This is a genomic window from Aciduricibacillus chroicocephali (assembly GCF_030762805.1).
In the GTDB taxonomy this organism is placed as follows: domain Bacteria; phylum Bacillota; class Bacilli; order Bacillales; family Amphibacillaceae; genus Aciduricibacillus; species Aciduricibacillus chroicocephali.
Map to the genome: position 1 here is coordinate 2141091 of NZ_CP129113.1, position 16801 is coordinate 2157891.

General features: G+C 46.7%; 17 protein-coding genes. All 17 read right to left on the reverse strand.

Annotated features, from left to right (window positions below):
• Positions 1-11 precede the first annotated feature (11 nt).
• The 17 genes from spoIID to QR721_RS11190 all read right to left on the reverse strand — a co-directional run bounded on the left by spoIID (position 12) and on the right by QR721_RS11190 (position 16790).
• Positions 12-1169, reverse strand: coding sequence for a stage II sporulation protein D (gene spoIID / locus QR721_RS11110; RefSeq protein ID WP_348026934.1), 1158 nt, complete (start codon positions 1167-1169; stop codon positions 12-14).
• 79 nt (positions 1170-1248) lie between these two features.
• Positions 1249-2169 (reverse strand): S66 peptidase family protein, encoded by a 921-nt coding sequence (locus QR721_RS11115; protein ID WP_348026936.1) that lies wholly within the window; start codon positions 2167-2169, stop codon positions 1249-1251.
• Between the two features lie 322 nt (positions 2170-2491).
• A complete protein-coding gene (gene murA / locus QR721_RS11120; protein ID WP_348026938.1) occupies positions 2492-3817 on the reverse strand; it encodes a UDP-N-acetylglucosamine 1-carboxyvinyltransferase in 1326 nt (441 codons plus the stop codon).
• Between the two features lie 34 nt (positions 3818-3851).
• Positions 3852-4568 (reverse strand): YwmB family TATA-box binding protein, encoded by a 717-nt coding sequence (locus tag QR721_RS11125; protein ID WP_348026940.1) that lies wholly within the window; start codon positions 4566-4568, stop codon positions 3852-3854.
• A gap of 112 nt (positions 4569-4680) precedes the next feature.
• On the reverse strand, positions 4681-4911 hold the full coding sequence (locus QR721_RS11130) for a DUF1146 family protein (RefSeq protein WP_348026942.1): 231 nt from the start codon (positions 4909-4911) through the stop codon (positions 4681-4683).
• Between the two features lie 807 nt (positions 4912-5718).
• Entirely contained in the window at positions 5719-6117 is a 399-nt protein-coding gene (locus tag QR721_RS11135; RefSeq protein ID WP_348026944.1) for a F0F1 ATP synthase subunit epsilon, read from the reverse strand.
• Between the two features lie 48 nt (positions 6118-6165).
• Complete coding sequence (gene atpD / locus QR721_RS11140; protein WP_348026946.1) at positions 6166-7578, reverse strand: F0F1 ATP synthase subunit beta; 1413 nt, start codon at positions 7576-7578, stop codon at positions 6166-6168.
• A 42-nt stretch (positions 7579-7620) separates the two neighbouring features.
• Entirely contained in the window at positions 7621-8481 is an 861-nt protein-coding gene (gene atpG, locus QR721_RS11145; RefSeq protein WP_348026948.1) for an ATP synthase F1 subunit gamma, read from the reverse strand.
• Positions 8482-8520: 39 nt separating this feature from the next.
• Positions 8521-10038 carry a F0F1 ATP synthase subunit alpha gene (gene atpA / locus QR721_RS11150; RefSeq protein WP_348026950.1) on the reverse strand — a complete coding sequence of 506 codons (1518 nt, stop codon included), beginning with the start codon at positions 10036-10038 and terminating at the stop codon, positions 8521-8523.
• A gap of 13 nt (positions 10039-10051) precedes the next feature.
• On the reverse strand, positions 10052-10597 hold the full coding sequence (locus QR721_RS11155; RefSeq protein WP_348026952.1) for a F0F1 ATP synthase subunit delta: 546 nt from the start codon (positions 10595-10597) through the stop codon (positions 10052-10054).
• Positions 10590-11120: a F0F1 ATP synthase subunit B gene (atpF, locus tag QR721_RS11160; protein ID WP_348026954.1), complete on the reverse strand. Its 531-nt coding sequence runs from the start codon at positions 11118-11120 to the stop codon at positions 10590-10592. The genes QR721_RS11155 and atpF overlap by 8 nt, the downstream gene beginning before the upstream one ends.
• 86 nt (positions 11121-11206) lie before the next feature.
• Positions 11207-11425, reverse strand: coding sequence for a F0F1 ATP synthase subunit C (gene atpE / locus QR721_RS11165; protein WP_348026956.1), 219 nt, complete (start codon positions 11423-11425; stop codon positions 11207-11209).
• A gap of 61 nt (positions 11426-11486) precedes the next feature.
• On the reverse strand, positions 11487-12209 hold the full coding sequence (gene atpB / locus QR721_RS11170) for a F0F1 ATP synthase subunit A (protein WP_348026958.1): 723 nt from the start codon (positions 12207-12209) through the stop codon (positions 11487-11489).
• Entirely contained in the window at positions 12199-12600 is a 402-nt protein-coding gene (locus QR721_RS11175; RefSeq protein ID WP_348026960.1) for an ATP synthase subunit I, read from the reverse strand. Before QR721_RS11175 ends, atpB begins: the two co-directional genes overlap by 11 nt.
• 257 nt (positions 12601-12857) lie before the next feature.
• Positions 12858-13634 (reverse strand): flagellar motor protein MotB, encoded by a 777-nt coding sequence (gene motB / locus QR721_RS11180; RefSeq protein ID WP_348026962.1) that lies wholly within the window; start codon positions 13632-13634, stop codon positions 12858-12860.
• Complete coding sequence (gene motA, locus QR721_RS11185) at positions 13618-14421, reverse strand: flagellar motor stator protein MotA (protein ID WP_348026964.1); 804 nt, start codon at positions 14419-14421, stop codon at positions 13618-13620. Before motA ends, motB begins: the two co-directional genes overlap by 17 nt.
• A gap of 131 nt (positions 14422-14552) precedes the next feature.
• The gene (locus QR721_RS11190) at positions 14553-16790 is read right to left on the reverse strand and encodes a S8 family serine peptidase (protein WP_348026966.1); all 2238 of its coding nucleotides are present in this window, start codon (positions 16788-16790) and stop codon (positions 14553-14555) included.
• Positions 16791-16801: the final 11 nt, after the last annotated feature.

Genomic DNA, 16801 nt, shown 5'->3' on the forward strand with positions numbered 1-16801 from the left:
TCCTTGCCATATTATCTTGATACGAGTTTCGTTGCAGCTTCTTCAACCGGACGAATCTCGATACCTTGATAGTAATGCTTCACAATCTGCTTATAATCTTTACCTTCTTTAGCCATTCCATTAGCTCCGTACTGGCTCATACCGACACCATGTCCGTAGCCCTTTGTCTTGAAAATAAAATGATCGTTCTTCTGTTCAATTTTGAAATCACTCGAAGGCAATCCAAGCAGCTCCCGGATCTTCTTTCCGGAAAACTTGCTGCTGCCCAGTTTCACTTCTGCTACACGACCGCTCTCAGTACGTGTCACTTCAAATGCTGCTGCCGTACCTCCAGAAAGGTCGATGCCAAGTGCATTGCCGACTTGAGTGCGGGTGAACACTTGCTGATCTTGGAACTTCGGCGACTTCTGATCCCAAGGACTTTTCACACTACGCAAATAAGGAAGTTTCTGTCCCCAATAGTCTTCCGAATTCTCCGTGTATCCATTGCTTGTGGAGAAGAATGAAGGCGTAATCGGCTCTTTATGATAAGTAAGAATTTGACCAGCAGTAGATGCGACTGCTTTCTTTAGCTTTTTCATCTTATTGTCGTACTCACTGCCCCATACTTTTCTCAATTCAGTATCATTTTTATAAACTTGATGCTGTACTGTATCTGTCACTTGGGCGCCACCTTTATTACTGTTTGAAAGTAAATGGTTGACGATGTACGTTCTGGCCGCAAGCGATTGTGCTTTCAACGCTTCCATTTCGAAGTCTGCCGGCATTTCAGAGGCGACTACACGTGTTACATACGTTTCCAGTGGCACATTTTCCACTTGCTCTGAAGCCGTTCTCATAACTGCAACAGAAAAAGCGGATTCCGGCTCTTTCACTTCGCTTTTCCCAGTCTCTTTCTGTTGCTTCTTCAAACCAGCTTCCAAGTTTCCTACCGATGCATCACCAAAAGAAAAAGGAACGACAACGAGTGTCGGAATTAACAATATGACGAGCAGCATTCCAGCTGCAATCAGACCTGAGTTCCGCAGCTTCTTCTTGCGTGCAGTGCCTGTTGCGCCCAGCTTCGGGCTGTTGCGATTGCGCATTTTCTGCAATGCCTCATTTTTGAGCTGTGCTTTGCGCTTCGCTTCTTTCAGTCTCTGTTTATAATGCTGTGACGAGTGCTTCAATATCGACTGCCTCCTTTTTTCCAATCAGCTGTTTCGCCTATTTACATTCTATGAATCAGTGGAAAAAATAGAACCCGAATCAGCAGACTCCCGGAGCAATCTCCAGCTTGCGCCTTGATGCTGAAAGAATTGCTTTCACTCCGAGTGGCACAGGCTGGTTCGGTTCACAATGGCCGATTGGCACGCCTTTCATGACTGGGATGGGCAAACATCCAAAGTACTCATTGAATACTTCCTCAGCTGTAAAAGAGGGTCCAGATCCAGTCGGTTCCGCATTGGCGAAATCACCAAGGACAACCCCTGCAGCTTCGGCGAATTTGCCAGCGTACGTCATCTGTTGCAGCATACTGTCTATTTTATATGGCGGTTCATTAACGTCTTCAAGGAGAATGATTTTATTCGTTGTGTCCAGTTCAAAAGGGGTACCGAGCATGCTGGCAATTACACTTAAGTTACCGCCGACAAGTTCACCTTCAGCCTCGCCACCTGCAAGTATGTATAGAGGGTTGCCTTCTGAATGTTCGATAACTGTCGGTCTTGGTACGAATAACTGATGGAAGCTCGTGAGTACTTCAAGTGGGTGTTCACTCCTGCCGAGGTCAGAGGCAATCATCGGACCATGGAAAACGGCAAGACCAGAAAGCTGGCGAATAGCTGACAGCAAGTAAGTCATGTCACTATAGCCCCAATAGATTTTTGGATGCTTTCGGATGAGACGGTAGTCGATAAGTGGAGCGATACGTCCGCTTCCATAACCACCACGGGCGAAGAATACGGCACGGATTCTAGGATCTGCGACCATCGTATGAAAGTCTGCGAGTCTCGCATCATCAGTCCCAGCAAGATACCCGGCCACTTCATATATATGACGCCCCGTTTCCACTTGCAGTCCAAGAGATTTAAGCAGGCAAATGCCCCTTTCCAGTTCTTCTGGACATGGCGGGCCCGCTAATGCAACGACGCCAACATGATCCCCTGGTTTTAACCGTTCCGCCAGCATATGTGCATTCCCCTCCCACTTTTTTTGAGAAAATCTGATTCTTATGTTTATAATCTGGCAATCCGGCAATAATGGCTAAAGAAGCCGGACGCATTCCCCCTTGCTGAATCCGGATCAAGGCAGATCTGCAGACACTCCCCCTGTCTCCTGATCTGCCTTTTCTTCTATCAAATCATATGAAACGATTCAACTAGATATGCGCACAACAAAAAACAGATGGCGCATCCGGAAATGCTCCACCTGTTCTGATGTTTCTGTATATGCTGTATGAATGATAGCAAAGTTATGGTAAAAGTCGTTTCGTAATCGTTGGAATAGATGATTAGGAAAGTTCAGGAGCAATGTTAAAACCCACATCAATACCAGGTTTTCCTTCAACTTCTTCCTCATTCTCACTGATACGTTCAATATCAGCACCAAGGCTTGCCAATTTACCCGCAAAGTCCACATATCCACGGTCTAGATGCTTCAGTTCTGTAACACGTGTTACCCCATCAGCTACAAGTCCCGCAAGAATTAGAGCTGCTGCTGCACGCAAGTCTGTTGCTGCAACTTCAGCACCTTGCAAATCAGATGGACCTTCGATGATTACACTTCTGCCTTCGATACGTGTCTTCGCATTCATGCGACGGAATTCTTCCACATGCATGAAACGATTCTCGAATACAGTTTCAGTAATGACGCTCGTTCCTTTTGAACAAAGCATAAGAGCCATCATCTGAGACTGCATATCTGTCGGGAAGCCAGGATGCGGCAATGTTTTGATATCAACTGCTTTCAATGGTTCAGGAGCAGTGATACGAAGACCGCCATTTTCGTTTTGAACTTTTACATTCATTTCTTCAAGCTTGGAAATGACAGAACGTGAATGTTCCGCAATCGCATTCTCGATGAAAATATTACCGCCAGTAATCGCTGCAGCAACCATGAATGTGCCTGCTTCGATACGGTCAGGAATGATCGCATGTTCAGCACCATGAAGCTTCTCCACACCATCAATGCGGATTGTTTCTGTACCGGCACCGACAACTTTTGCTCCCATTTTATTCAGGAAGTTTGCAAGATCGACGATTTCCGGTTCTTTTGCACAGTTTTCCATAACTGTTTGGCCTTCTGCAAGTGCAGCTGCCATAAGGATGTTCTCCGTAGCTCCGACACTCGGCACATCAAGATAGATCTTGGCGCCTTTCAGACGGCCTTCTGATTCCAGTTCAACAAATCCGTTGCCGACATGGACTTTTGCACCCATTGCTTCGAAACCTTTCAAATGAAGGTCAATCGGTCTTGTGCCGATTGCACAGCCACCAGGCATGGCCACATTCGCATGGCCATAGCGCGCCAATAGTGGACCCAGGACGAGTACGGATGCACGCATCTTGCGTACATATTCGAATGGTGCTTCTGTTTTTAGTTGACCAGAGGCATCAATGACACAAGTATTGTCGGCAAATTCCACCTCAGCGTCCATATTGCGCAAAACTTCATTGATTGTGTACACATCAGCCAGTTCAGGCACATCAGTCAGTACACTCTTTCCCTCGCTAGCGAGGATGCTTGCAGCAATGATCGGGAGCACAGCATTCTTTGCCCCTTCCACTTTGACAGTGCCGTTCAGTTGCCGCCCGCCTCTTACAATGATTTTATCCATAGTCCAGATCTCCTTCAGAAACTCTTGTCACTTATTAGTATTCATGCAGCAGGATAGGTGTGCCTATCACGAGCTTGGAGCCGCTGCCTTTATTGTTTGTTATTACCGCTTGCATATTCATTCGTTGTTCCGCTATTGTCAAGCTTGCGGGCCACAATGGTATATACCCATAAAATATTTTTTTATTCACAGTGTTGCCAATGTTTTCTTCCTGCTCTGTCAACTCTTTTATGTTAAGTTTGTCTTTTAATTTGGTTAAAATTTCTCCAGCATCCATAATACCATCATTTGCGGCTACCAGACAAGCAAATGACTTGACACTGTCCGTAAAAAACTCATTTAATCGCCTATTTTTGATATTTATGTATTTCTGGGCCGACTTTTCGTCCCAATGCTCACCTCTCAATTCAATTGTCAGTTCAATTTGTTCGCCATTCGACGGAACGATGACAATAAAGGATTCGGCATACCCTTCTGCTTTGTGTACGTTCTCAGCAAAATATTTGTCTGCTTTTTTTCCTTTTGTCTTAGTAACTTTCGCATAACGCTCAATGTTATCAATTATACTATATAATTTTTTTTCGGGGATGCTTTCTTTGAATGTCATTCTCCATTCTTCAATCCCCATATCCAGTTCGTTTGCAAGCATTGCCATATCGTCTATTTCGTTCACAGCTTGCTCTTTTTGTGACCATGCAGCTCCTATAAGTACAAAGCAGGCAATCCCTGCTAAAATGATTGCTTTTTTCATAATAAAAACCCCCTGTTCATATCTGTTAAACAGTATGAACAGGGGGCTCAGGCATCATACAAAACAAATCCCGACAAAAGAATTCGTTTCTTTACTATGGTCATGTCTTAATTTAGAACAGATAAGTAAGATCGCGCGACCATTGTAAGAAATCGAGGAAAAAGCGACTCACTCCTGTGCCGACTACAATTGTGACAAGCAGGATCAGTACCTGAGCCTCTTTTTCCCTTCCTCTGCGGATAAGCGGGTCGAAATTGATACAGATCATGAGCCGCCACGTTATATAAATGAAAAACAGATGCGAAATCATGCTGATTATCGCCGTTTGTCCGATTGAGAACATCGTTGCACCTCGCTTTTATGGAATTCAAGTAAGACATTTGGTTGATTCAGAGACTTTACGTGCTGTTTGCACCTAGGCAGCCTTAAGCTCAAAAAGAAAAAGATGCTTTAACTAAATTAAAAACTCGCTGTCAAAATACATCAACATATATTTAGCTATCAAGTTGAAGTCTAGTGCGCTGCCGGATTTCCGCTCCAGGCGAACGCTTTAACCCAAGGGCTCAAGGGTGACATCTGTTCAAGTTCCTTTCACAGTGTCTACTTTGCCACGGGCATGGCTTCTGCTTCCGACGAATAGGACATTCTAGTGTCGATGGTGTCACAGGACGTGACGGTCACCATCGACCTCGCAGGCAAAATAGCCCTACTGCGGGATCTTCAGCTCATGCTATTCCCGCGACGGACACGATGTCCTAGTCCACAGGACGTGGCGTTATGTCGGCTAGGAGTCGTCGCCTTCCGCTACAACCGTGGACAATAGAATAACTAAGCGGAGAAAAGAGCCGAGACTCCCGCGGGAGATGGCTAACATCGGTCGCATCCTGCGACCAACACCATCACTAGGCAAACTGCCGTCGAAACAAGCGTACTGAGACCCTGCAGGAGAGTAGTGACGAAGCGGCTCAGTGCTTGCCTGCAGGTAAAGAAGACACTGATAAAGCGACTGAAAAGGAAGCTTGAACAGATGTCGCACTTATGCCCATGAGTGAAAGCGAGATTCTTTTCTGAGCGACGCCTATTGTAACCTCTTAATTCTTTTCAAAACAGAGAAAACCCTCATACATAATATGAGGGTTTTCCTGTTGTATCAGCTTCTGCCGACGTTGAGCCGGTTGATTGCTCTTCTCAAAGCGAGTTCAGCCCGATGGTGATCGATGGCGTCCTTCTGACTTTGCAAGCGTTCTTCGGCGCGTTTTTTGGCAGCTTCGGCTCTTGTCAGATTAATATCTTCCTGCTTCTCCGCGGCTTTAGCCAGGATCGTCACCTGGTTGTCGCTCACTTCGAGAAAGCCGCCGCTTACTGCAATACGTTCTGTTTCATTGTCTCTCTTCAATCGGATGGCACTGATGGCGAGCGGGGCAACGAGCGGGGCGTGCTTCGGCAAGATACCGAGTTCGCCGCTCTCCGCCTTACAGCTCACCATATTGAAGTCCCCTTCAAGGACCGGACCATCCGGAGTTACCACACTGACCTGGAGTGTGCTCATCTGAATCCCCCCTCGGGCCAATTGATTATCGGTCGAAAAACAGCCCGATTACTGCTGCATTGCGCCCGCTTTTTCGATTACTTCTTCAATCGGACCGACGAGACGGAAGGCATCTTCCGGTAGATCATCGTACTTGCCGTCCAGAATCTCGCGGAAGCCGCGGATTGTTTCTTTTACAGGAACATAAGACCCCTTCTGCCCTGTGAACTGCTCGGCAACGTGGAAGTTCTGTGACAAGAAGAACTGAATGCGACGTGCACGTGCAACCGTCTGTTTGTCTTCATCAGACAATTCATCCATACCGAGAATTGCAATAATATCCTGAAGCTCTCTGTAACGTTGCAATGTTCGCTGCACTTCAGTCGCAACGGCATAATGCTCTTCTCCGACGATTTCCGGATCGAGTGCTCGTGAAGTCGATGCGAGTGGATCTACCGCTGGATAGATACCTTGTTCTGTCAATTTACGATCGAGGTTCGTTGTTGCATCAAGATGCGCAAACGTTGTAGCCGGAGCTGGATCCGTATAGTCATCCGCTGGTACATAGATTGCTTGAATTGATGTAACAGAACCTTTTGTAGTTGAAGTGATGCGTTCCTGAAGCTTACCCATTTCCGTTGCCAATGTTGGCTGGTAACCTACCGCGGATGGCATGCGTCCAAGAAGTGCCGATACTTCAGAACCCGCCTGTGTGAAACGGAAAATGTTATCGATGAACAATAGTACGTCCTGGCCTTCTTCATCACGGAAGAATTCCGCCATTGTAAGACCTGTAAGGGCTACACGCATACGTGCACCAGGCGGCTCATTCATCTGTCCGAATACCATTGCTGTCTTCGCAAGTACGCCGGAGTCTTTCATTTCAAAGTAAAGGTCGTTTCCTTCACGCGTACGTTCCCCAACACCTGCGAATACGGAAATACCACCGTGTTCCTGGGCGATGTTGTTGATCAGTTCCTGAATTAGTACTGTTTTACCAACACCCGCTCCACCGAAGAGGCCGATCTTTCCGCCTTTTATGTAAGGAGCAAGAAGGTCAACGACTTTGATGCCTGTTTCAAGAATTTGCGTTTCTGTTGCAAGTTCGTCAAACTTTGGCGGTTCGCGGTGAATCGGATCTCTGCGTGCCTCAGCCGGAACTTTATCAACAAGGTCAATTTCTTCACCAAGCACATTGAATACACGTCCGAGTGTTACATCGCCAACTGGCACAGAAATCGGTTTGCCAAGGTTTTCAACAATAGCGCCTCGCTTAATGCCATCTGTTGAAGACATTGCGATTGTGCGTACAGTGTGATCACCCAAATGCAGAGCGACTTCCAGTGTCAAAGTGCGTGCTGCTTCGCCTTCTTTTGCTTCTCTCACAATTGTCAGCGCATCATATATTTCCGGGAGCGTGCCTTCGTCAAACTTGACGTCAACGACAGGTCCCATTACTTGTGTTACATGTCCTGTACTCATAGGCTTTCCTCCTCCAAACCTTTTCCGCTCCTATGAAAGGAACTATTCAAGCGCTGCCGCTCCGCCAATGATCTCAGTAATCTCCTGAGTGATGGCTGCCTGGCGAGCTCTGTTATAGGAAAGGGTCAGATCATCAATAATTTCATTCGCATTGTCAGTCGCACTCTGCATTGCAGTCATGCGTGCTGCATGCTCACTCGCCTTGCCATCGAGAAGCGCACCATAAATGAGGCTCTCAGCATATTGAGGAAGCAAGGATTCCAAAATCTTCTCTTCGCTCGGTTCATATTCATAAACACTTCTTGCACCGCCGCTCGCTTCCCAGGATTGTTCAATCGGAAGAAGTGTCTTCTTCGTCACTTCCTGAGAAATCGCGCTGACATAGTGATTGTAGATAATTGATAGTTCATCAATCTCTTCATCGACATACATCTGGACAGCTTCTGATGCAAGAGAATTCACGTCATTGTAACTCGGATGGTCAGAGAGACCGATCATGCTCTTGATGACCGGCATATTGCGTTTGCGGCAATATTCATAACCAATTCGACCGATGACGATAATTGAATATTCATCCGGGCTGGAGTGCTTTTCACGGATTGTCTGCTGCAATTTACGCAGTACGTTCGCGTTGTACCCGCCAGCAAGCCCTCTGTCCGACGTGATAAGCAAGTATCCCGTCTTCTTCACATCACGCTTTGTGAGCATTGGATGCGAGTGGCTTGAATGGGATGCGATATGCGCGACGACTTGGCGAATTTTCTCACTATATGGAATGAACTGCTTGGCGTTCTGTTCCGCTTTGTTCCGTTTTGACGCGGAAACCATGTGCATGGCTTTTGTAATCTGTTTCGTCTTCTTCGTTGATTCAATTCTATTTTTAATATCGCGCAACGATGCCATGGGCTTAGTCCCCCTTTCAGCCGAGGTTTTGCCGATTGCTTACTGTGCAGATTCCGTTGTCAGGAATGTGCGCTTGAAACCTTCAATCGCCCCGTTCATTTCCTGCTCTTCAGGAAGATTGCCCGTCTTGTTGATGGAATCAAGCATTTCTTTATGATGCTCATCAAGATAATCGAAAAGCTCTGCCTCAAAACGCTCTACATCATGAACTGGTACATCATCGATATAGCCATGAGTAAGTGCGTAAATGATTGCGACCTGCTTCTCAACTGCAAGTGGTTTGTGCAATCCTTGTTTCAGTACTTCAACTGTACGTTGACCGCGGTCGAGCTTCGCCTTAGTTGCTTTATCCAAATCGGAACCGAACTGAGCGAATGCTTCCAACTCACGATAAGAAGCGAGGTCGAGACGCAATGTACCGGCTACTTTTTTCATTGCCTTGATCTGTGCAGCTCCCCCTACCCGCGATACGGAAAGTCCGGCGTTGATTGCTGGACGAACGCCTGCGAAGAAGAGATCGGACTGCAAGAAGATCTGGCCATCTGTAATGGAAATAACGTTCGTCGGGATATAAGCGGAAATATCTCCTGCCTGAGTCTCAACGAATGGCAATGCTGTTAGCGAGCCGCCGCCTTTTTCATCACTGAGTTTTGCTGCACGTTCAAGAAGACGTGAGTGCAAGTAGAAGACATCCCCTGGGAAAGCTTCACGGCCTGGCGGTCTGCGAAGAAGCAAGGAAAGTTCACGATATGCGACAGCCTGTTTTGAAAGGTCATCATATACGACGAGAACGTTCTTGCCGTTGTACATGAATTCTTCACCAATTGCTACTCCGGAATATGGAGCAAGGTAAAGAAGCGGTGCCGGCTCTGATGCACCAGCTGATACGACGATCGTATAATCAAGAGCACCATAACGGCGGAATGTTTCAACTGTGCTTCTTACTGTAGAATCTTTCTGACCGATGGCGACATAGATACAGATCATGTCTTTGCCTTTCTGGTTCAGAATCGTATCAACAGCAAGCGCTGTTTTACCTGTCTGTCTGTCACCGATTATCAATTCACGCTGACCGCGGCCAATTGGTACAAGGGCATCAATTGCCTTGATACCTGTCTGCAATGGCTCACTTACTGATTTACGGTCCATGATGCCAGGTGCTTCAGCTTCAACAGGACGAGTCTTGGAAGTGTTGATTGCGCCTTGACCGTCAATCGGCTGACCGAGCGGATTGACGACGCGGCCGATCATTTCTTCACCTACAGGCACTTGCATGATGCGGCCTGTTCTTCTTACTTCATCGCCTTCTTTGATCTCTGTATATGGTCCAAGAATGACGACACCGACATTGGATTCTTCCAAGTTCTGTGCCATCCCCATGACACCATTGGAGAATTCAATAAGCTCCCCTGCCATGACTTCATCAAGTCCATGGACACGGGCGATTCCGTCACCGATTTCAATGACAGTTCCGATATCTTTTACTTCGAGATCGGATTCGAATGTTTCGATCTGCTGCTTGATCAGAGAACTGATCTCTTCGGCTTTGATCGCCATAATGTCACCTCGCTTAGATTTTGCGCGTGCGAATCAATTGACTGAGACGGTCGAGCTTGCCTCGTACCGATCCGTCATAGATTGTATTGCCTACTCTTACTTTCAAACCGCCGATAAGCGACGGGTCTATTTTGTTCTCAATTTGTATATGCTGTTTTCCCAGTCGCTTTTTAAAAGCCTGGACAAGCTCATCTTTATTGCGATCATCCACTGGCTTTGCAGAATAGACTTCAAGTCTTGCAATCCCGCTTTCTTCCAAGACGCGTTCCTCGAACTGCTCTGCAATCAATGGTAGATTGTCAATGCGATGGCGCTCAATAAGCAAATAAACAGTGTGAAGCAAATCTTCGTTCAAGCCTGCAAAGATTTCACGGGCAAACGCTTTCTTCCTTGCTTGTGATAAGCTCGGATTCCCGAAAACTTGGACGAGCTCTTTATTCTTTAGAAAAACGTCACGCAGAACATTCAGCTCTTCGTGAAATGTTTCAAGCGTGCCGCGTTCTTTACCAAGTTGGAAAATGGCTTCAGCATAGCGGTTCGCAACTGTAACATCACTCATTTGTCTCACCCAGCTGCTTCACATAATCGTCGATGAGACGTGCCTGATCTTGGTCGGACAGCTCTTTTTCGATGACTTTTGTTGCAATGAGTACAGAAAGTGATGCAACTTGATCCTGCAATGCCTGGATGGCCTTTTCCTTTTCGTTGCGGATATCGGCTTGGGCCGCTTTCTTCAAACGTTCCGATTCCAGACGCGCCTGTTCAATGATTTCCTGCTCCTGCTTGCTTGCAATCGTGCGTGCATCATCGATAATTCTCTGCGCATCCTGTTTCGCTTCCTTCAGACGCTCTTCCGATTTCACGGCAAGTTCGGCCGCTTCCTTGCGACTTTTTTCAGCCGCTTCAATTTCGGAAATGACATAGTCCTCGCGCTTTTTCATCATATTCATGATTGGGCCCCAGGCGAACTTTCTTCCGATTACAAGAAGAATGAGGAAACAGATGAGCTGAACGAGAATATCGCCGATATGCAGGCCACCAAGACTTGCGAATATGTACGGCGTTCCAATCGTTGCGGACATGGGTGTCGCTCCCTTCTCTTGTTACAATATTTCCAAAAAACGGCTGAAGGCAATGGTCCATGGGAGGGCCATTGCATCACGCCGGCTTATCTGAATACGAACATGTCAAGAAGGGCAACAACGACGGCGATGATCGGCAATGCTTCAACAAGACCGATACCGAGGAACATTGTACCTTGCAATTGGCTCTTCAATTCTGGCTGACGGGCGATCCCTTCAATTGTACGACCTACGATTAGACCGTTACCGATACCGGCACCGACCGCTGCGAGGCCGATTGCGATTGCAGCTGCTAAAAGTTCCATAATATAAAATCCTCCCTTTTTATCTTAAAGCGATTTGTTTCAATATTTGTATGAAAACGGTTTAATGTTCGCTTGAAATCTTGTGCGAAATATAAACCATCGTCAACATTGTGAAAATATAAGCTTGGATTCCACCAATGAATATGCTGAATCCTTGCCAGGCGAGCATTGGAATGGCTCCTCCGATGAGTCCGAATATATTCGTCGTCATCAGGCCGGCTAGCAGGGTAAGGAGTACTTCCCCGGCATAGATGTTACCGAACAGTCGCAGACCAAGTGTAAGCGTGTTCGCAAATTCTTCAATGATGTTGATCGGCAGAAACACCGGGTATGGCTGGAAATAGCTTTTCAGATAATTCTTCGTGCCTCTCACCTTGACCCCGTAGTAATGGGATAGAAGTATTACAAAAACAGCTAGAGACAACGTGATGCCCGGATCGGATGTCGGCGATTTCCACCATAGTTTGTCACCTATAGAAACCATTGTGACAACTCCAAGCAGGTTGGCGGTCAGTATGTATGTGATGAGCGCCAATCCAAGTGGCAGAAAGACTTTTGCCATCTTCCAATCCATCGAGTCGCTAATGAGCCCTCTGACGAACTCAAGGATCCATTCCATGACGTTCTGGACACCTTTTGGCCGCATTTGCAAACTACGTGCACCGAGAATGATCAGCACGAGCACAATCACCGTTGTCACAATGATCATGAGGACATTGGACAAGTCGAATGAGAGCCACGGAATGCCGAACGCATTTTCCACTATCGGTGCTTCATGTTCCATTTGATTCACCTTCTTTTATTTTGGATTTGTGCAGCTCAAACAGAAGATAGTCCGCGACGATGACAATATATGACGTGAGCAGACCAAGGATGACAGATAGCACATCCAAATGCATAACATACTTGCCTGCAATCGCTATTGCCGCAACTGCTGAAGCGAATCTCGCTGCTGTACCGAGCCCTTTTGGCCTTTCGTTCCGTTCGACGGCATCACCTAAATACTTCACCCTGCGCTGCAAAAGCCACATATTGTAGAAGCTGAAAACAGTACCAAGAAGAAGCCCGAGGAATATTCGGTGGTAAGGGGTAAAACCTGCACCCAGAACGAACAAGGCCAGAAGATAGAACATCCATTTCCGCTGTCGAGCGGCCATCGTATCAAAATGTGACATGGCGTCCCTTCTCCTGATTCATTCCCTAGAGCAAAAAATATATGCTGGCAGGAATGTTTTTGTCCGAATTCAAAATCATCCGTCTTATTGGAAGAAAAAGAAATTCGGCAACAGACCTTGCAAAAATAATTACAACGGTCTTAATTTTCACGATACAACAGCACCATTTCAATGTCAATTTAATTTAGTTACATCAGAAAATTGAGACAATCTCCTTGTAAAATGCCCCTTTAAATGCCAAAAAAGGCAGAATGCGATCATTCTGCCTTTTGTGTGATTGGAAGTACTAGAATCTCAACTCTTCTGTTCTTCTCTCTTCCCTCTTTAGTTTTGTTGGAGGCGATCGGCTGGTACTCACCAGAACCTTTCGCGCTGAAGCTTCGTGGATCCAGCTTCTTATTCTCAAGAATCAGTTTCATGAAATTGACCGCCCTGCTCACACTAAGATCCCAGTTCGAATCATATTCGGAGTTCTTAATCGGGATGTTATCCGTATGACCGCTGATGACGACCTCACGCTGCGGATCCATGAAGAGCAAATTAGCCAATTTCTTGGCAGTCTTCTTATCGGAATTACGGACATCGGCACTTCCCGAACCGAAGAGAGCATTGTCGCCGATTGTGATCAAAAGACCTTCGTTTGTCAATTTTGTGTCAAATTCATCCGCCAGCTTATTATTGTCGATGTACTTGTCCACTCGTTCCTTGACCTTCGTCAGTTCTTCCTGCTCCTGTAAAGAATAGTCAAATTGCTGATCCTTCTTGTCCTTGTTCTGTTCATCTTCCTTTTTCGTCGGGATCTCAGTGCTCGGCGCCTCGCCCGGAGGCAGTTCACCTTGCTCAAGTATTCCCTTCTCTCCGACAAAGACCGTGTTGAAGACTTGGGACAGCTGCTGGAATTTCTGGGCATCAACTGAACTCATCGCGAATAGAACGATAAAGAGCGCCAGCAACAACGTCAGAATATCCGCATAAGGAAGGAGCCAGGACTCATCAATATGATCATCATGCTTCTTCTTATTCCTCTTCGCCATCGCTTTCATCCTCCGATCCTGCAAGAGCAGCTTGGCGTTCGCTCACTGGAAGATACGAAGCGAGCTTCTCCTCAATGACACGCGGCGGTTCCCCTTCAAGTATAGAAAGGATACCTTCGATCATAATTTCCTTTGTCTGTACTTCAGCCAATGATTTGCGTTTCAGCTTATTAGCGAACGGGTGCCAGAACACATAACCAGTGAAAATACCGAGCATTGTCGCTACGAATGCAGCTGCAATCGCGTGACCAAGTTCATCAGGGTTGTCCAAGTTACCAAGCGCCGCAATAAGACCGACTACCGCTCCAAGTACCCCAAGTGTCGGTGCATATGTGCCCGCCTGCGAGAAGATGGATGAATTCCCGGCATGGCGTGCTTCCATTGCTGAAATCTCTTCGCCCAAGATGTCACGGATGTACTCCGCACTCTGTCCGTCAACAGCGAAGCGCAGACCGCGTCTCAAGAACGGGTCTTCAATCTCTGCAATTTTGGCATCAAGAGCAAGCAGCCCTTCCTGTCTTGCAAGCTGAGCCAATTCTGAGAAAAAGCCGATCAACTCGCCCATCTCCATCGTCTTCTGATTCTTCATGATGATGCCAAGCAGCTTCGGTACCTTTTTTACTTCTGAAAGTGGAAAAGCAATCAGAATAACGGAAATCGTTCCGAGAATGATGATGAGAATTGCTGCCGGGTTGATCAAAGCAGTCAAGCTGACACCTTTCAACACCATCCCGACAAAAACTGCAATCAGACCGAGTATTATACCAACTAAAGATGTTATATCCATATTTTTCACCTGTCCCTCAAAAGTCCTATGTAATCATTATCGGTTGTTTTTTGGAAAAGTTAAGTAGAATACTGTTGAAAATGTGAACGAAAAAAGACGTTCCGATTTCACTTCGGAACGCCTCTGAACAACTATTTAACTTCAATCCAACTCTCACTCGACTGGAAGCTGCCGTCTTCCATCTCTACTGTGATCAGTGCGAAATAGATACCTTCTGCAGGTGCTTCCTTCTGCGGAATCTCTCCTTCATTCATCCCTTCGATCGGCTTGTCGATTACAAGTAAATCCTGTACGCGGACGAGTGAATCAGGATTGTACAGACTGACCTCAGCCCGCTTAACGCCTGCACCGAGGTTGAGCTGATACGTATACATATCATTTTCAAATGGCTTAAGGCTGAATTCCAGCCCGGATGCCTTCGGGTCATCAGCTGTCTTGTTGATGAACATGTACGGCAACTGGATCGTTTTGCCGTTGCCATGACTTAGCTCAATCCAGCCTTCATTTATACCTTCCTCGATTTCATTCGTGCGTAAATCAAGACCGATCTCCACTTTTTTCTTGCCACCTGCGGGAATGGTGAAAGTTTGCGGCAAATGCCAAATGAGACCTTGCTTCTTGTTAGGAACACGCAGTTGAATTGTCCGTGCCTCTTTTGTAAGGTTTTCGATTTTAATGGAAGCACGGCGCTTTTCGATCGGTTTTTCCGCTTTACCGAAAGAAAGGAGCGATTCGTCTATGATTACTTCAGCATTGATTGCAGCCGATGGACGGACTTTCCCCATTCCTTGAACGTTTGGCGCTAATGGTACCCCGTCACCTTTCAATTGTTCCGCTGTCGATTTCATTGCGCTGACGATTTTTTCATTGGACCAGTCAGGGTGCGCCTCTTTCATAAGCGCCGCTACACCTGCAATATGTGGTGTTGCCATACTTGTCCCTTGGAGCGCTTCATAGCCATTCGGGACTGTGCTGACTATATTCGTCCCTGGCGCAATGAGATCAGGCTTAATTCTCCAATTCATCGCAACCGGACCTCTTGAACTGAAAGCAGCTGTTCCGGCTTTTATTTTCTCTTCATGCAAATTCAGATACAGTTGGTGCTTCCTGCTAATTTGACTGGAAAGCCATTCTCCGGACTCAGCAGATAACGAAGCGACAGGTATGAGAAGCACTTCCTCCATCCCATCAACCGATCCTTGGAAATCTCCATCCTCATTGTTGTAAATAAGCACCGCTGCTGCCCCTCTTTCCTGGGCTTGTATTGCCTTATCAGCAAAAGGAATCTTGTTGCCGCGGCGCATCAGTGCAATTTTCCCGGTGAGATCTGCTCCAGGGTCGTCCCCATTAACTGCATACAAACCCCGGTTCAACGACCAAGGCGGGGAACCTGAGAGCAGATTAATCGGAAACTTCCTGTTGTACAATGTTTCCTCAAGAACCGGTACTGTTTCCTCATGGCTTGCGGCTCCTACACTTAATGAAAAGTTCGCTGTCGCTGGTGATCCGACCGTCCAATCACTTGGACCGTCATTTCCATTCGCAACGACGACGAGAACACCAAGTTCGCGGGCTCGGTTCACCGCAAGGCTCGTCGGATAGTCCGGTCCATTTACTGTGTTGCCCAGAGACAGGTTCATAATATCAACCCCGTCTTTTACCGCTTCTTCCATCGCCGCGATTACTTGTACAGATGTCCCACTACCGCCTGGTCCGAGTGCCCTGTAACCATATATTTCGGCATCCGGCGCAACTCCCTTTAGATTGCCATTCGCCCCGATAATGCCCGCAACATGAGAGCCATGCAGTGTCGGAATGCCTTGGTCCGGCTTTGTTTCCATTGGATCACGATCAAGGTCAACGGCGTCAAAACCGCCTTTAAAATTACGAGCAAGATCAGGATGCGTATAATCAATTCCCGTATCAACGACACCGACTTTGACACCTTTACCAGTGAACTTCGTATCATTGAGCTCATTAGGAAAAACAAAAGGCTGCGTCTTCATCGCATTTAGCTGTCTGGCCAAAGACCTTTTCTGAAACATTGGAGAAGTCTGTATGGAAGTTGTTTTGTACGTTTGCACCGGGTGCACAGCCGCGATGAAATCAAGGGAGCGAACTCTGCCCATTTGTGACCTATGCCCTTTAATCGCCAATCCTTTGAAGAGCTTTTCATAAACCGCTACGACACGGATTCCCGGATAATGCCTTTCAAAGTATTCTTTATGGACGTTCGGGTCGCCTTCCACTTCCACAATAAGTGATATATCCGCATTTTTCTCTTCACTTTCCACAGCTGCCTTGCTTTCGGGTAAAGAGTATAATGCCAACATGCATGCCATGATCATCATGATGCCGATTCGCCGCATGTCAAAACTCC

Coding starts and splice junctions, on each gene's coding strand:
- QR721_RS11190 (WP_348026966.1), bottom strand. CDS start 16,790: ATGCGGCGAATCGGCATCATGATGATCATGGCATGCATGTTGGCATTA.
- atpD (WP_348026946.1), bottom strand. CDS start 7,578: ATGAGTACAGGACATGTAACACAAGTAATGGGACCTGTCGTTGACGTC.
- motB (WP_348026962.1), bottom strand. CDS start 13,634: ATGGCGAAGAGGAATAAGAAGAAGCATGATGATCATATTGATGAGTCC.
- QR721_RS11155 (WP_348026952.1), bottom strand. CDS start 10,597: ATGAGTGATGTTACAGTTGCGAACCGCTATGCTGAAGCCATTTTCCAA.
- QR721_RS11130 (WP_348026942.1), bottom strand. CDS start 4,911: ATGTTCTCAATCGGACAAACGGCGATAATCAGCATGATTTCGCATCTG.
- QR721_RS11175 (WP_348026960.1), bottom strand. CDS start 12,600: ATGTCACATTTTGATACGATGGCCGCTCGACAGCGGAAATGGATGTTC.
- QR721_RS11125 (WP_348026940.1), bottom strand. CDS start 4,568: ATGAAAAAAGCAATCATTTTAGCAGGGATTGCCTGCTTTGTACTTATA.
- murA (WP_348026938.1), bottom strand. CDS start 3,817: ATGGATAAAATCATTGTAAGAGGCGGGCGGCAACTGAACGGCACTGTC.
- atpA (WP_348026950.1), bottom strand. CDS start 10,038: ATGGCGATCAAAGCCGAAGAGATCAGTTCTCTGATCAAGCAGCAGATC.
- QR721_RS11135 (WP_348026944.1), bottom strand. CDS start 6,117: ATGAGCACACTCCAGGTCAGTGTGGTAACTCCGGATGGTCCGGTCCTT.
- atpB (WP_348026958.1), bottom strand. CDS start 12,209: ATGGAACATGAAGCACCGATAGTGGAAAATGCGTTCGGCATTCCGTGG.
- atpG (WP_348026948.1), bottom strand. CDS start 8,481: ATGGCATCGTTGCGCGATATTAAAAATAGAATTGAATCAACGAAGAAG.
- motA (WP_348026964.1), bottom strand. CDS start 14,421: ATGGATATAACATCTTTAGTTGGTATAATACTCGGTCTGATTGCAGTT.
- QR721_RS11115 (WP_348026936.1), bottom strand. CDS start 2,169: ATGCTGGCGGAACGGTTAAAACCAGGGGATCATGTTGGCGTCGTTGCA.
- atpF (WP_348026954.1), bottom strand. CDS start 11,120: ATGTCCGCAACGATTGGAACGCCGTACATATTCGCAAGTCTTGGTGGC.
- atpE (WP_348026956.1), bottom strand. CDS start 11,425: ATGGAACTTTTAGCAGCTGCAATCGCAATCGGCCTCGCAGCGGTCGGT.